Genomic DNA, 14,891 nt, shown 5'->3' with positions numbered 1-14,891 from the left:
GCAATCAGGCCAGAAGACTTGCTGCGAAAAACAACAGCGGGATCATGCCGGTATCGCGGTTGGCGCGAAAGAGCTGCAAGAGCTTGGCGTTGTCCTTGGTGTCCAGCCCGCGCAATTGCCACGCCATATGCCATCCCATGGCCCAAGGCCCGCCAAGCGCAATCGCCAGCGCCAGCACCGAGGCCTCTGGCAGACCGGCATAGATCACGGCGATCCCCATCAAACCGACAGTCGCCATGAGGAAGCGCCGCAGCCATTTGCCAGAATTCTCTCCAAAGAGCCGGGCGGTGGATTTGACCCCGATCAGCGCGTCATCCTCGGCATCCTGATGGGCATAGATCGTGTCATAGAACAGAGTCCAAGCGATCCCGGCGAGGTAGAGTACGATCGCAGGAGCGTGCAGTGTGCCCGCATGCGCCGTCCACGCCAGCATCGCGCCCCAGTTAAAGGCGAGCCCCAGAAAGACCTGCGGCCACCATGTGAACCGTTTGGCGAAGGGATAGACAGCCACCGGCAGCAGCGCCAGCACGCCCATGGCAATGGCCGCTTGGTTAAAGGAAAGCAGGATCAGCAGCGCCAGCAGCATTTGCCCCACCATCCACGCCAGCGCCTGTTTCACCGTGACCGCCCCCGAAGGGATCGGCCGCGAGCGGGTGCGCGCGACTTTGCCGTCGATGTTGCGGTCGGTGATGTCGTTCCACGTACAGCCCGCCCCACGCATCAGGAAAGCGCCGATGCCGCAGCCCGCGAAAATCCACAGATCCTCCCACCGGGGCGCCTGATCGAAAAGGATCGCAAGGCTCAGCCCCCACCAGCAGGGCAGCAGCAACAGCCATGTGCCAATGGGCCGATCCGCGCGGCTCAGCCGCAGGTAGGGGCGCAGTCCGGCAGGGGCGTAACGGTCGACCCAATTGTCGGTCACAGCATCGGCAACAGGCGCATCGGGCGTAGCATCTGGCGAAGGCGGCTGGTTGTGCATATATCTGGCCCCATGAATGCGAAAATCAGATTGTATGTAGATCAGCCCTTGGGGCAGGGGCAAACGGTTCCTTTGGCGCGCGAGCAAGCGCATTACCTCTTTGGGGTGATGCGCCTGTCGGTCGGGGCCGGGGTGCTTTTGTTCAACGGGCGCGATGGCGAATGGCTGGCCGAAGTGGCCGAGGCGGGCAAGCGCGGCGGTGTTCTGACCTGCGTCGAGCAGATCAAACCTTTGCAGATGCCGCCTGACCTGTGGCTGCTTTTCGCGCCGATTAAAAAGACCCGCACCGACTTTATTGTTGAAAAAGCCGCCGAGATGGGCGCGTCGCGCATTGTCCCGGTGATGACTGAATTTACCAACGCAGGCCGCGTGCAGCAGCCGCGCCTTCAGGCCCATGCGGTCGAGGCGGCAGAGCAATGCGGCGGCACCTATGTGCCCGAGGTCGCCGAGGCGGTGAAGCTAGGGCGGCTGCTGGATCAATGGGGCAGCAACCGTCAGATCATGTTCTGCGATGAGGCTTTGGCTGGCGAGAGCGGCGCGCTTCCCACGGGGGCAGGCGGACCATGGGCTATTCTCATCGGTCCCGAAGGTGGGTTTTCGGAAGGAGAACGCAAGCGCTTGCACGGGTTTGATCATGCCCACGCCGTCACACTGGGGCCGCGCATCCTGCGGGCCGATACGGCGGCGGTGGCGGCGATGACGATGTGGCAGCAGGCTTTGGGAGACTGGTGATGCAAAGGATGGCCCAATGAGTTTCCTGCGCCAAGGGGCCCGCGACCAGCTTTGGCGCTGGCGCGAAGCGATCGTCGGCGGCGGGCTGATGCTCTTTGGGCTCTGGCTGGTGGCCGGGCCGGGCTTTTTGCTGGCGGTCCCGGGCTATGCGGCGCTTGCCGGGGGCGCGGCGCTGATCTGGATCGGCGTACAACGTGCCCGTTTTCGCGGTGAAGGTGACGGGGCGGGGGCCGTTCAGGTTGTCGAGGGGCAGATCACCTATTTCGGCCCGCTGACCGGCGGCACGGTCGCTCTGCGCGAACTGCAGCGGCTCAGCCTCGACCGACAGATGTTTCCCGCCCATTGGCGGCTTGAGCCGCGCGACGATAAAGCGCCCCTGCTGATCCCGGTGAATGCCGCTGGCTCCGAGGCGCTTTTTGACGCTTTCGCCGCCCTGCCGGGCCTGCGCACCGAGCGGATGCTCTTTGAGTTGCGCAAGACCCGCCATGACGCCGTTGTGATCTGGGAGCGCGCGCCGCTGCGCCCGGCGCATGTCTTGCTGCATTGACAGCCCCGGCAAATCCGCCCATCCCTGCTAAACACGACGCCAAGTCGTCACCTTAGAAGACACCCAAGACGACCCTTCAAAACGGAGCCCTCGCAAATGTCCATTCCTCAATCCGGCGGCGGCCCGATCGAACATCATGACCAAATGGCGCAGTATCTGGCCGACGGCTGCAAGCCAAAAGAAGATTGGCGCATCGGCACAGAACACGAGAAATTCGGCTATTGCACTGATACTCATAAGCCGCTGCCCTATGAGGGCGACCGCTCAATCCGGGTGATGCTGGAAGGGCTGCGTGACCGTCACGGCTGGGCGCCGGTCGAAGAGGGTGGCAAGCTTATCGGGCTGGAAAAAGAGGGTGCGAACATCAGTCTTGAGCCGGGCGGGCAGTTGGAGCTGTCGGGCGCGCCAGTCGAAACCATCCATGAAACTTGCGATGAGGTGAACACCCACCTGCGCGAGGTCAAAGATGTGGCCGATGAGATCGGCGTGGGCTTCATCGGTCTGGGCGCCGCGCCCGAGTGGTCGCATGAGCAGATGGATTTGATGCCCAAGGGCCGCTACAAGTTGATGGACGGCTATATGCAAAAGGTCGGCACCATGGGCACCACCATGATGCGCCGCACCTGCACCGTTCAGGTGAACCTCGATTTCGCGACGGAAGCCGACATGGTGCAAAAGATGCGCGTCGCCGTGGCAATGCAGCCCATCGCCAATGCGCTTTTTGCCAATTCACCCTTCCTCGACGGCAAGCCCAATGGCGTGAAATCCACCCGCGGGTTGGTGTGGCGCAATCTGGATGATGCCCGCACTGGGATGGTGCCTTTCGTCTTTGACGAGGGTTTTGGGTTTGAGGCTTGGGTGCAATATGCGCTCGATGTGCCGATGTATTTTGTCTACCGCGATGGCAAATATATCGACGCGCTCGGCCAGTCCTTCCGCGATTTTCTGAAGGGCGAGCTGCCTGCGCTGCCCGGCGAGAAGCCGACGCTGAGCGATTGGGCCGATCATCTGACCACGCTGTTCCCCGAGGCGCGGGTGAAGAAATTCATCGAAATGCGTGGTGCCGATGGTGGCCCGTGGCGGCGTCTTTGCGCCCTTCCGGCCTTCTGGGTTGGGCTGATGTATGACCAGAGCGCGTTGGATGGCGCTTGGGATTTGGTCAAGGATTGGGATGCCGACACCCGAGAAGAGCTGCGTATCGCGGCCTCGACCCACGGCCTTCAGGCCGAGGTTGGCGGGCTGAAAATGCATGATCTGGCACGCGAGGCGGTGGCCCTGTCAGAGGCAGGTTTGAAAGCCCGCGCCCGTCCCGGCGCAGGCGGGCTGGTCCCGGATGAGACGCATTTCCTCAACGCCCTGCGCGACAGTATCGAGACAGGCCGCGTGCCTGCGGATGATCTGTTGGCGGATTATCATGGGCCATGGAGCGGCGATCTAAGCCGTATCTACGCTGAATATTCCTACTAAAGCATGAAGAGGCTGATGCCGCCTTCGGGGCGGTGTCAGCCTTTCTGACCGATCCGCGATTCCTTACCGCTTCGAATGCGGCGGATGTTGTCGCGGTGCCGCCAAAAGATGAGCAGCGTCAGGGCGATGCCCAAAAGCAGCATTTCCCCATAGCCGAGGAACACCAGCAAAAAGGTCGAGCTTGCCGCCGCTGCCAGCGCCGACAGGGACGAGATGCGCGAGAGTGTCGCAGTAATCAACCAGACCGCACAACACGCCAGCCCGACAGGCCATGCCAGCGCCAGCATGAGGCCCAAAAAGGTCGCCACCCCTTTGCCGCCGCGAAAGCCAAGCCAGACCGGATAGCAATGACCGATCATCGCGCCGAGCGCCGCCGCCTGCGCCGCGTCTTCGCCAGCAAAGGCGCGGGCGAGCAAGACCGCAACGGCCCCCTTGGCCCCGTCCAGCAACAGCGTCAGCGCCGCGGCTTTTTTGTTGCCGGTGCGCAGCACATTGGTCGCGCCGATGTTGCCCGACCCGATATCGCGCAGGTTGCCCAGCCCCATCAGCCGCGCCAGCAGCATGCCAAAGGCGATAGAGCCGATGACGTAGCCCGCCAGCGCCCAAAAAAGGATCATTTCAATAGAAGTGTCGATAGGGGGCATCAATTCGCCTCGTAAACGCAGGAGCCTGCAACATAAGTTGCCACGACCTTACCCTGCATCCGCATCCCGTCAAAGGGCGTGTTGCGGGATTTTGACCGCAGCGTCGCGCGGTCCAACACGAAGGGGGCGTCGGGGTTGAACAGCACGAGATCCGCAGGCGCACCCACGGCAATCCGCCCGCCGGGCAGGCCGAGCCGTTTGGCCGGGTTCAGCGACAGCGCGCGCCAGAGTGTCGGCAGGTCCATCATCTCGGCATGGACCAATCGCAGGGCGGCGGGCAGCAGCGTTTCCAGCCCGACCGCGCCGCTGGCGGCTTCCTCGAAGGGCAGGCGTTTGCTTTCTTCGTCCTGCGGGGTGTGCATAGAGCAGATGATATCGATCAGGCCGCTGGCGACGGCTTCGACCACGGCGATGCGGTCTTCCTCGTCGCGCAGTGGCGGTTTCACCTTAAAGAAGGTCCGATAATCGGCCACGTCGAGCGCATTCAGCGTCAGATGGTGGATGCCCACGCCCGCGGTGATGTCGAGCCCGTTGCGCTTGGCGCGTTCCAGCGCGGGCAGGGCGCGTGCGGTGGTGATCTGGTCTGCGTGATACCGCGCGCCGGTCATCTCGATCAGGGCAATGTCGCGGTCCAGTCCCATGCGTTCGGCCATGGGCGACACGGCAGGCAGGCCGCGCAACGAGGCGAATTTGCCGGAGGTGACAGCCGCCCCCTTGCTCAGCCCCGGATCCTGCGGGTGGGCGATGACGAGTGCACCAAGGCTGCGCGCATAGGTCAGCGCGCGGGAGAAGACTTTGGTATCCGTCACAACGCGGTCGCAATCGGTAAAGGCGGCGGCGCCTGCATCCATCAGAAAACCGATCTCGGTCATCTCGCGGCCTTCGCGGCCTTTGGTAAGTGCGGCCATGGGGACCACATTCACCGGCGCTGCCTCATTGGCGCGGCGGGTGACGAATTCGAGTGTTTCGGGGCTGTCGATGGCCGGATCGGTATCAGGGCGCGTGACCATTGTGGTCACCCCTCCCGCTGCTGCGGCCAGCCCGGCAGAGCGGTAGCTTTCCTTGTGCCGCTCGCCCGGTTCGCAAACTTTCACGCCGATATCGACGATGCCGGGGGCGAGGATATGACCACCGCAATCGATCACCTCTGCGCCGTCGGGCGCTGTGGCGCCACCGACCAGAACCTCGGCAATCACCCCATCGCGGACCAAAACAGCGGCTGGCTCAAGCGTGCTGGCTTCGGGGTCTAGAAGGCGCAGGTTGGTGAAGAACTGGGTCATGGGCAGGCCTTTGATGCGATAGCGGATGCGCCGCTGTCATGCCCCAAATCGCCCCCCAGACCAAGCGGTTTTCGCGGTTTTCTGAGGCAGGTGTCGCCCTTAACCGCCGATCCAAATCATCATACCGACCACGCCAAAAGCCACCAGAAGGGCGACCATCGCAATACGGCCAGACATCTTGGGATCGTGTTCAGGTTCTTGCATGGGCCAGATGTAACCCGCCAGCACCAAGGGTGCCAGCGGTTTTCGCCTTAGGCCAGCAGCCACCAGATGACCAGCAGGATCAGCGCGACAACGGCCACGATCACCATCGTCTTGCCGCCACCGCCCTTTGCAGGCTCAGCCGGAGAGACGCGGGGGATGCCGGTGTAGGGCTGGGCGGCTTCGGCTTCCATCGCTTGCACGGGCGTGTCGGGGCCGCCTTCGGTATAGGTGCCGATATGGGTCAGCGCCGGGATCGGAGCCAGTTGCAGCGACTGCCCGGCGAAAGCGCGGGAGTAGACGATCATTACCCAGCCGTCGAGCGCGGCAAGCTTGCTGCGGTCCGTCTCGATCTGGTTGGGGTTCACGCCATTGCCGTCGCGCAGATAGCCCGCAAGCCCCAGTTGATCTAGGTCGGCAACCCGAAAGACCTCTGTATAGGCCGCGTCAATCCGCTCGACCCCAAGGGCGGCGGCCTGTGCGGTCTCATCATCACGCATGGCCCGCGCCTCGTCATCCGAGAGCGAGAGGGTGTAGACCCGGACTTTGCCGGCTTCTTGCGGGGCGACTTCTGTATGGGGCATGACGGCTTCCTTTAACTGTTCTCAGGAAAACGCCGCTTGGCCCATTGGGGTTCCGCTCAGATCGCGCCGGGCTGGGCGGCGATGTGGTTGCGCGCCAGCAGGTCCATTGCGGCCATGCGCACGGCGACGCCCATCTCTACCTGATCTTGGATCACCGAGCGATTGATGTCATCGGCCAGCGTGCCGTCAATCTCAACCCCGCGGTTCATCGGGCCGGGATGCATGACAATGGCATCGGGGCTGGCATGGGCGAGCTTTTCGGCATCCAGCCCGTAGCGGTGATAATACTCGCGCTCGGAGGGGATGAACCCGCCGTCCATCCGCTCTTTCTGGAGGCGCAGCATCATCACCACATCGACACCTTCGAGCCCCTTTTTCATGTCGTCAAAGACTTCGACGCCAAATTGGTCGATCTGGCTCGGCATCAGGGTCGGCGGGCCGACAAGGCGGATGCGGTTCTCCATCTTGCCAAGCAGTAGGATGTTCGACCGCGCCACCCGGCTGTGCGCGATATCGCCGCAGATCGCGATGCTGAGGCGGTGCAGCCTACCCTTGGCGCGGCGGATCGTCAGCGCATCCAGCAGTGCCTGTGTGGGGTGCTCGTGCCGCCCGTCGCCTGCGTTGAGCACGGCGCAGTTCACCTTCTGCGCCAGCAGGTCCACCGCGCCGGATTGCGGATGGCGTACCACCAGCAGATCGGGGTGCATTGCGTTCAGCGTCATCGCCGTGTCGATCAGCGTTTCGCCTTTTTTGATCGAGCTGGCCTGCATCGCCATGTTCATCACATCCGCGCCTAGACGCTTGCCCGCGATCTCGAAACTCGCCTGCGTGCGGGTGGAGTTTTCAAAGAACATATTGATCTGCGTCAGCCCGCGCAGCGCGTCAGAGTGTTTGTTGGGCTGGCGGTTGCGGTCGGCATAGGTGTCGGCCAGATCCAGCAGGGTGGTGATGTCTGCCTGCGAGAGTTGTTCGATGCCAAGCAGGTGGCGATGGGCGAATGACATGGTGGCGATCCCTTCTGCTGTTGCCGCCTTATAGGCGCGGGTGGGTTGGCGCGTAAAGCGCAGCGATAGGGCATTTCGCCCCCCGCCCACAGGGCGTAAGCTGCGGCCATGGAATCATTCGATTATCATCAGGCGGCAGAGATGCTGGCGTGGCAGGTTGAGCTTGGCGCGACCGAGGCGATTTGCGACGCCCCGGTCAACCGCTATGAGGTGCCCGCAAGCCCGCCCAAAGCCAGCGCCAAGATCGGCAAGGGCCCCCAGCCTTTGCAGGCGTCGGAAACGCCCGACCCCGTCGCCTTGGCCCGCCGCGCCGCGCGGGGCGCGCAGACCTTGGAAGAGTTGCGCGCCGCGGTCCAAGGGTTCGAACATTGCGAGCTTCACAAGGGTGCGCGCAATCTGGTCTTTGCCGATGGGGTGCCGGGCGCGCCTTTGATGATCTTTGGCGAATCCCCCGACCGCGACGAAGACCGCGCGGGCAAGCCTTTCGTGGGGCGCACGGGTCAGATGCTTGACCGGATGCTGGCGGCGATCGACATGGGGCGGGACCGCAATGTCTACCTGTCGAATATCCTACCGTGGCGCACGCCGCAGGGGCGCGACCCGAAACCGGATGAGATTGCGATGATGCGCCCCTTTGTGCAGCGTCATATCGAATTGGCCAAGCCCAAGGTGCTGGTGCTCTTTGGCAATTGGTCCTGCCAATCACTGCTGGAAAAACGCAGCATCATGCGGTTGCGGGGCAATTGGACCAAAGCCGCCGATCTTTCCTGCATGCCGATGGTGCATCCCGGCTACCTTCTGCGCAACCCCGAGGCCAAGCGCGAGGCTTGGGCCGATCTGCTCAGCGTTCAGGCCAGGCTGCGCGATGGTTGATGCGCTGACCCTTCTGGCTTTCGTGCCTGCCGCCTTGGCGCTGAACCTGACACCGGGGGCGGATATGATGTTTTGCCTTGGGCAGGGGCTGCGTTCGGGCCCGCGTGCCGCGCTGGCGGCGAGTGCCGGGATCTCCGCGGGCGCTTTGGTGCATGTGACGCTGGCGGGGCTTGGTCTTGGGGCGCTGGTGGCGGCGCTGCCTTGGGCGCTTGATCTGATCCGCTGGCTTGGCGTGGCCTATCTGCTGTGGCTTGCGGTTCAAACGCTGCGACAGGCTGGAAAGCCGCGCGACACGACGCCCGGCATGGGCGGCTGGCGGGCGTTTAACACCGGGTTTATCGTCAATTTGACCAACCCCAAGGTGATCCTTTTCGTGCTGGCCTTTCTGCCGCAATTCGTGGTGCCAGAGGCTGGGCCGGTCTTGGCGCAGTTCTTGACCTTTGGCGCGGTGCTGGCCTTGGGCGGTTTCGTCATCAACGGCGCGGTGGGAGTCTTCGCTGCCGGAATCGGGCGACGGCTGGCCGGGGGCGGGCGTGTGCTCGGTTGGATCAGCAGCGGCATTTTCGTGGCACTGGCCGCGCGTTTGGCAATGATGGAGCGGACATGAGCAGGATCGACGACAGCCGGGAGTTCATCCCCGTGAGAATTGCCGTGCTGACCGTTTCGGACAGCCGCAGCTTGGCCGAGGACCGTTCGGGTGATGTGCTGGTCGGACGGATCGAAGCGGCGGGCCATGTGCTGGCCGCCCGCGAGATCGTGACCGACGACCGACCCGCCATCGCGGCGCAACTGCGCGACTGGTGCGCGGACCCTGAAATCGACGTGGTGATCAGCACGGGCGGCACCGGGCTTACGGGGCGCGACGTGACCGTCGAGGCGCACCGCGATGTCTATGAGAAAGAGATCGACGCTTTCGGCACAGTCTTCACCATGATTTCAATGGAGAAGATCGGCACCAGCGCCGTGCAAAGCCGTGCGACGGGCGGGGTGGCGCAGGGGACGTATCTCTTCGCGTTGCCCGGCAGCCCGGGGGCCTGCAAAGACGCATGGGACGGCATACTGCTCAAGCAGTTGGACTACCGCCATATGCCCTGCAATTTCGTAGAGATCATGCCCCGGCTGGACGAGCATCAACGCCGCAAGTAGCGCCGTGGCTTAGCCAGAGGTGCAGCCCGTGATCTCGACACTGTGATCCTGCCCGATGACGGTGATCCGAATGGCAGAGCGGTCCAATGCCAGCGCCGTGCCGTTCTCGGCGATCATCTCTCCGCTGGCGACAAGTGTATTGCCCGACCGCTGGCTGTCCATCTCGCTCATCCACATGTTGGGGTTGCCGGGCTCAATCACCACGGTCTCCTTACCCCCGGCAGAGGGCAGGGCAAGCCGGGTTTCGATCTCCAGCCCCCGCGCGGTGGGGCGCAGGCTGCATTGGGCGCTTTTCAATCCAGCCTCGGCCCCCGAATAGGGCCGCGCTGCAAAGGCGGCGGCGATGGCCGGGGTGGGCTTGCTGTCACGGGTGTCGAGCAGGGCGCGCAGGCGGATGGTTTGTGGCAGGCAGATGTCACTGCACACGCCAAGGTCGATGCTGGCGTCCAAGCTTACCGGGGCACCGGGGCGGCGCGGGGTGATGGTCAGCGGCAGGATCACTTCGCGGGCATAGCCAATGGAGTTCACACCGCCTTGGTCAAAGACCTTGGGCGCGGGCCATGTGATTTGCACATCGCGCAGGTTGTCAGAGCCGGACCAGTCGAACTCTGGCGGAATGCCTGCGTCACCGGGGCTGCGCCAATAGGTCTTCCACCCCGGTGCCATGCGCAGCCGGATCGCCGCCACCCGCCGCCCGTCAGACTGTTGCCAACCAGTGAGCAGATCACCCTGCAACGGCGTGCCGACACCGTCCTGTGCGGCGGCAGGCAGGGCAAGGGCAAGGCAGGAAAGAACGGCGGAGAAGAGGCGCGATATATTCATGGGGTCTTGATGCGGTATCCATCCGCGCCTGCCAAGTCACATTTGCATCATCCATGTTTCGCCGATGGGGCGGGCGGCGGGCGGCATCTCTTGTTTTGTAGGGCGCAAGCGGCCATGTTCAAAGAAAGGTTACCTTCAGGAGGTGGGCGTTGACGGGTCAGACAATGGAACTGACGGGCAAACTGCTGGTCGCGATGCCGGGCATGGGCGATCCACGTTTCGCCCATTCCGTAATCTATCTTTCTGCGCATTCAGAACAGGGCGCGATGGGGCTGATGGTCAACAAACCCGCCCCGGAACTGCGCCTGTCGGATGTGCTGGATCAATTGGTCGATGACACGCCGCCGCAGGCGAAATCTCTGGCGGTGCATTTCGGCGGCCCGGTCGAGACGGGGCGCGGCTTTGTGCTGCATTCCGATGAATACCGCTCTGCCCTTGAAACGCTGCGGGTCGGCGATGGCATTGCGCTGACCGCCACGCGCGACATCCTAGAAGACATCGCCACCGGCAAGGGGCCAGAGCGCGCGCAGTTGATGCTGGGCTATGCGGGCTGGGGGCCGGGGCAGTTGGAGGGCGAGATTGCGCAGAACGGCTGGCTGACCTGCGAGGCCTCGCCAGAGGTGATTTTTGACCTGCCGGATGCAGAGAAATGGGCGGCGGCGCTCAAAACGCTGGGCATTGACCCCTTGGGGCTTTCGGCCTCAGCCGGCCACGCCTAGCGCGGGGCGGCGGCGCGGGCCAAACGGTCGTTGATCGCGCGGCCCAAGCCGTGATCGGGGATCGGCGCTACGGCGATGCTCTGTCCGGTGGCGTCCAACTGGTGCAGATGGTCAAAAAGCTTCGCCGCAGCCTCGGTCAGGTCGCCGGAGGGCGAGAGGTTGAGGTCGCAAACCATCGTTCCAAAGCCAAGCAACACTTCGCCCGGCCCAGCCGTTTCCGCGTTCAACCGCACCGCCGCGCCGGGGGCGTAGTGAGAAGCCAACTGCCCCGGCGCGATGATCTCTGCCCCATCGACGATCTCTAGCGGCTGCCCGAGCGCCGCCTCTATCGCCTCACTCGGCAGGCCGCCTGCGCGGAGCAGGGCGGGGCGGGGGCCGGTCAGACCGAGGATCGTGCTTTCCAAACCAACAGTGCAGGCGCCGTCATCCAGTACCGCCGCGATCTTACCGTCGAGGCCCGCCAGCACATGCGCAGCCGTGGTCGCGCTGATCTTGCCCGAGGGGTTGGCCGAGGGCGCGGCCACGGGACCATCGAGTGCCTGCAAGACCTGCCGCATGGCGGGGTGGGCTGGCACGCGCACCGCAAGGCTGGGCAATCCCGCCGTGACCAGTGACGACAGCCCGCTGTCGGGTTTGAGCGGTAAGACCAATGTCAGCGCGCCGGGCCAAAAGGCCTGCGCCAACCGGTCGGCCTCGTCCGTCCACTCAACGTATCGTTTGGCCGTCTCGATATCCGGCAAATGCACGATCAGCGGATTGAAGCTGGGCCGCCCCTTGGCGGCATAAATGCCCGCCACGGCTTCCCCATTGCGGGCATCCGCGCCAAGGCCATAGACCGTCTCGGTCGGCAGAGCGACCAGCGCACCGTCTTGCAGCAGCTTCGCCGCGCGGGCGATGCCTTGGGGCGTGGGGGTCAGCGTCTCGGTCATAGCAGGGCTAATCCTGTCTAATCCTGCAGCATCCCGTGACGCCGCGTTTGGGTTGCGGGGGGCGGCCGGGCATTTCATGCTGGCGGCAACATAAACCAGCCTTTATCAGGGCCATGTCAGGCTTGCCAGATCAAGCGCGCCTTTCAGGAGGATATGATATGCCGTACCGCGCCGCCGTGGATGACTACCGTTTTCTGATCGAAGATGTGCTGGATTTCGCAGCCCTCCGCGCCACTGACCGCTACGCCGAGGCCACCGATGACTTGACCGGCGCAATTTTGGAGGAGGCGGGGCGGCTTTGTAATGACGTGCTGGCGCCCCTGCAACGTGGCGGCGATCTGCATCCCGCGAAGTTGGAGAACGGCATCGTGCGGACCTCTCCGGGTTTTGCCGAAGGCTTTGCCGCGATTGCCGAGGGCGGTTGGATCGGCATGTCGGCCGACCCTGAATTCGGCGGCATGGGCCTGCCGATGACCCTGACCAGCGCAGTCAACGAGATGATGAGCGGCGCTTGCCTGTCGCTGCAACTCGCACCTTTGATGAGCCAAGGCCAGATCGAAGCGTTGGAGCATCACGCAAGCGACACGATCAAGACCCTCTACCTGCCCAAGCTGATCAGCGGCGAATGGACCGGCACGATGAACCTGACCGAGCCGCAGGCAGGGTCGGACGTGGGCGCGCTCAGCAGCCGGGCGGAGGACAATGCCGACGGGACCTACGCGGTTTCGGGCCAGAAAATCTATATCTCTTGGGGCGACAATGATTTTGCGGGCAATGTCTGCCATCTCGTCCTCGCGCGTTTGCCGGGTGCGCCTGCGGGGACCAAGGGGATCAGTCTTTTCCTCGTGCCCAAGTTCATCCCCGATGAGAATGGGGAGCCGGGCCAGCGCAATGGCGTCAGCGTTGTCAGCCTTGAGCATAAGATGGGGCTGCACGGCTCGCCCACCGCGGTGATGCAATATGACAATGCCACCGGCTGGATCATCGGCCGCGAGGGCGGCGGCATGGCGGCGATGTTTACGATGATGAACAATGCGCGGCTAGGCGTTGGAGAGCAGGGCATTGGGGCCGCTGAAGGGGCCTATCAACTTGCGCTGGACTATGCGCTGGAGCGCAAGCAGGGCCGTTCGCCCGTTGAGGGCGGCACTGGCACGATCGTGGATCATGCCGATGTGCGCCGGATGCTGCTAAGCATGAAGGCCGATATTTTTGCCTCCCGCGCGATTGCGCTCAGCTGTGCCTATGCCAGCGACATGGCGCGCGCCGGGCAGGGCGACGAATGGGCGGCGCGGGCGGCGTTCCTGACGCCGATCACCAAGGCTTTCGGCACTGACGTAGGCATGAGCGTTGCCGAGATGGGCGTGCAGGTGCATGGCGGCATGGGCTTTATCGAAGAAACCGGCGCTGCGCAGTTCAGCCGCGATGTACGCGTCACGGCGATTTATGAGGGCACCAACGGCATTCAGGCGATGGACCTTGTCGCCCGCAAAATGATGGACGGCGGTGAGGCAGCGAACCGGCTGCTGGACGAAATCGAAGCCGATGCCGAGACCGCGCGCGACCCGTTTCCCCGCATGGCCGATGCCGTCTGGCAAGCCAGCGAGACCCTGCGCGAAGCGACCGAATGGATGACCGCGCAAAAGGACATGAACGAGCGCTTCGCCGGGGCCGTGCCTTACCTGCGCGCCTTTGCCCGTGTGCTGGGCGGGCATCTGCATTTGCAAGCCGCCATGGCCGAGAAAGCCGCAGGCGGCAGCGGTGCACGTGAAAAGCTGGCGCGATTTTACATCCAACGCCTCTTGCCCGAGCATCAGGGGCTGCTGGCCCATGCGCAGGCGGGGGCCGAAGACCTCTATGCGCTTGATGTCGAAGACCTGAGAAGCTGATGACAGAACAGGCCACCCTCTCCGCCACCACGCCGAAACCGCCCAAGGGGCTGCGCTATCCATGGGACGTGCCCCCCGCCGAGGGGGAGGCGATAGAAGTGGCGCCGGGGGTGCTTTGGTTCCGCCTGCCGCTGCCGATGAAGCTGGATCACGTCAACGTCTATGCGCTGGACGAAGGTGACAGCTGGACGGTGATCGACACCGGTTTCGCTTCGCGCCGGGCAAAGGACATCTGGCAGGGGCTGATGGCCGGACCGCTGGGCCGCAAACCGATCTCGCGCGTGGTCGTCACCCATCATCACCCCGATCACATCGGCCTTGCCGGTTGGTTGCAGACGGAGCATGGCGCGGAACTGGTCACCACACGGACCGCATGGCTCACCGCGCGGATGCTGACGTTGGACGTGCAAGAGGTGCCGGTCGCCGAATCCCTGTCGTTTTATCGTAAATCGGGCATGGCGGCGGAGCTCTACGACAAACGCGCCAACGAACGGCCTTTTAATTTTTCCGACGTCGTGGCCCCGCTGCCGCTAGGCTTCACCCGGATCCGGCAGGATGACGTGATCCGCATGGGCGGGCGCGATTGGGATGTGCATATCGGCAATGGCCATGCGCCCGAACACGCCACTTTCTGGAGCCGGGATGACAATTTGGTGATCGCGGGGGATCAAATCCTGCCCTCCATCAGCCCCAACATCGGCGTCTACCCGACGGAGCCCATGGCCGACCCCATCGGCGAATGGTTGGAGGCTTGCGAGCGTTTCCTACCCTTGGCGCGCGAGGATCATCTGGTACTTGGCGGGCACAAACTGCCCTTCACCGGCCTGCCGACGCGACTTAAACAGTTGATCGAGAACCACCACAGCGCCCTGCGCCGCCTGCTGGCCTATATCGACACGCCGAAATCGGCCTCGGAATGCTTCGCGCCGCTGTTCAAGCGCAGCATTGGCGAGGCGGAATATGGCCTAGCGCTGGTTGAAGCCGTCGCCCATCTGAGCCACCTTTACCAAGCCGGAGAGGCCACGCGCGTGTTGCGTGAGGCGGATGGCGCATGGGTGTATCAGCGCAAGGGGTGAGC

16 protein-coding genes are annotated in these 14,891 nt (G+C 63.8%); 9 read left to right on the top strand and 7 right to left on the bottom strand.

All coding sequences use genetic code 11. From position 1 onward, the window contains the following. Positions 1 to 4 precede the first annotated feature (4 nt). A complete protein-coding gene (ubiA, locus tag B5M07_RS14035) occupies positions 5 to 979 on the bottom strand; it encodes a 4-hydroxybenzoate octaprenyltransferase (RefSeq protein WP_120351766.1) in 975 nt (324 codons plus the stop codon). A gap of 12 nt (positions 980 to 991) precedes the next feature. Between ubiA and B5M07_RS14030 the strand changes: the two genes are divergently transcribed. The 3 genes from B5M07_RS14030 to B5M07_RS14020 all read left to right on the top strand — a co-directional run bounded on the left by B5M07_RS14030 (position 992) and on the right by B5M07_RS14020 (position 3,725). Further along, the gene (locus tag B5M07_RS14030) at positions 992 to 1,711 is read left to right on the top strand and encodes a 16S rRNA (uracil(1498)-N(3))-methyltransferase (protein ID WP_120351765.1); all 720 of its coding nucleotides are present in this window, start codon (positions 992 to 994) and stop codon (positions 1,709 to 1,711) included. Positions 1,712 to 1,727: 16 nt separating this feature from the next. Further along, positions 1,728 to 2,258, top strand: a complete 531-nt coding sequence (locus B5M07_RS14025; protein ID WP_120351764.1) for a hypothetical protein — start codon at positions 1,728 to 1,730, stop codon at positions 2,256 to 2,258. A 96-nt stretch (positions 2,259 to 2,354) separates the two neighbouring features. After that, positions 2,355 to 3,725 carry a glutamate--cysteine ligase gene (locus tag B5M07_RS14020; RefSeq protein ID WP_120351763.1) on the top strand — a complete coding sequence of 457 codons (1,371 nt, stop codon included), beginning with the start codon at positions 2,355 to 2,357 and terminating at the stop codon, positions 3,723 to 3,725. Positions 3,726 to 3,760: 35 nt separating this feature from the next. On the opposite strand, the gene plsY is transcribed toward B5M07_RS14020, so the two are convergent. The 4 genes from plsY to B5M07_RS14000 form a co-directional block, all read right to left on the bottom strand. Then, entirely contained in the window at positions 3,761 to 4,369 is a 609-nt protein-coding gene (gene plsY / locus B5M07_RS14015; protein WP_120351762.1) for a glycerol-3-phosphate 1-O-acyltransferase PlsY, read from the bottom strand. Then, complete coding sequence (gene pyrC, locus B5M07_RS14010; RefSeq protein WP_120351761.1) at positions 4,369 to 5,649, bottom strand: dihydroorotase; 1,281 nt, start codon at positions 5,647 to 5,649, stop codon at positions 4,369 to 4,371. Before pyrC ends, plsY begins: the two co-directional genes overlap by 1 nt. 251 nt (positions 5,650 to 5,900) lie before the next feature. Continuing rightward, positions 5,901 to 6,434, bottom strand: coding sequence for a hypothetical protein (locus B5M07_RS14005; protein ID WP_120351760.1), 534 nt, complete (start codon positions 6,432 to 6,434; stop codon positions 5,901 to 5,903). 56 nt (positions 6,435 to 6,490) lie between these two features. Continuing rightward, entirely contained in the window at positions 6,491 to 7,438 is a 948-nt protein-coding gene (locus tag B5M07_RS14000) for an aspartate carbamoyltransferase catalytic subunit (RefSeq protein WP_120352278.1), read from the bottom strand. Between the two features lie 108 nt (positions 7,439 to 7,546). Between B5M07_RS14000 and B5M07_RS13995 the strand changes: the two genes are divergently transcribed. From B5M07_RS13995 to moaB, 3 genes are read left to right on the top strand one after another with little or no spacing between them, the layout of a single operon-like run. Then, a complete protein-coding gene (locus tag B5M07_RS13995) occupies positions 7,547 to 8,311 on the top strand; it encodes a uracil-DNA glycosylase (protein ID WP_120351759.1) in 765 nt (254 codons plus the stop codon). Beyond that, a complete protein-coding gene (locus tag B5M07_RS13990; RefSeq protein WP_067938287.1) occupies positions 8,304 to 8,918 on the top strand; it encodes a LysE family translocator in 615 nt (204 codons plus the stop codon). Before B5M07_RS13995 ends, B5M07_RS13990 begins: the two co-directional genes overlap by 8 nt. Next, the gene (moaB, locus tag B5M07_RS13985) at positions 8,915 to 9,457 is read left to right on the top strand and encodes a molybdenum cofactor biosynthesis protein B (protein ID WP_120351758.1); all 543 of its coding nucleotides are present in this window, start codon (positions 8,915 to 8,917) and stop codon (positions 9,455 to 9,457) included. Before B5M07_RS13990 ends, moaB begins: the two co-directional genes overlap by 4 nt. 9 nt (positions 9,458 to 9,466) lie before the next feature. Here moaB and B5M07_RS13980 read toward each other — a convergent pair whose 3' ends face one another. Next, positions 9,467 to 10,279 carry a protein-disulfide reductase DsbD domain-containing protein gene (locus tag B5M07_RS13980; protein ID WP_120351757.1) on the bottom strand — a complete coding sequence of 271 codons (813 nt, stop codon included), beginning with the start codon at positions 10,277 to 10,279 and terminating at the stop codon, positions 9,467 to 9,469. Positions 10,280 to 10,443: 164 nt separating this feature from the next. Between B5M07_RS13980 and B5M07_RS13975 the strand changes: the two genes are divergently transcribed. Continuing rightward, the gene (locus tag B5M07_RS13975; RefSeq protein WP_120351756.1) at positions 10,444 to 10,998 is read left to right on the top strand and encodes a YqgE/AlgH family protein; all 555 of its coding nucleotides are present in this window, start codon (positions 10,444 to 10,446) and stop codon (positions 10,996 to 10,998) included. Here B5M07_RS13975 and B5M07_RS13970 read toward each other — a convergent pair. Beyond that, positions 10,995 to 11,927, bottom strand: a complete 933-nt coding sequence (locus B5M07_RS13970) for an L-threonylcarbamoyladenylate synthase (RefSeq protein WP_120351755.1) — start codon at positions 11,925 to 11,927, stop codon at positions 10,995 to 10,997. The two genes, B5M07_RS13975 and B5M07_RS13970, sit on opposite strands and share 4 nt — an antisense overlap. A gap of 158 nt (positions 11,928 to 12,085) precedes the next feature. Between B5M07_RS13970 and B5M07_RS13965 the strand changes: the two genes are divergently transcribed. Both B5M07_RS13965 and B5M07_RS13960 read left to right on the top strand, forming a co-directional pair. Further along, entirely contained in the window at positions 12,086 to 13,813 is a 1,728-nt protein-coding gene (locus B5M07_RS13965) for an acyl-CoA dehydrogenase (protein WP_120351754.1), read from the top strand. Beyond that, complete coding sequence (locus tag B5M07_RS13960; RefSeq protein WP_120351753.1) at positions 13,813 to 14,889, top strand: MBL fold metallo-hydrolase; 1,077 nt, start codon at positions 13,813 to 13,815, stop codon at positions 14,887 to 14,889. Before B5M07_RS13965 ends, B5M07_RS13960 begins: the two co-directional genes overlap by 1 nt. Positions 14,890 to 14,891 lie beyond the last annotated feature (2 nt).

Source organism: Sulfitobacter sp. D7, from assembly GCF_003611275.1.
Lineage (GTDB): Bacteria > Pseudomonadota > Alphaproteobacteria > Rhodobacterales > Rhodobacteraceae > Sulfitobacter > Sulfitobacter profundi.
Note: the sequence above shows the minus strand (reverse complement) of the source record. Positions and strands in the feature narration are given on the sequence as shown.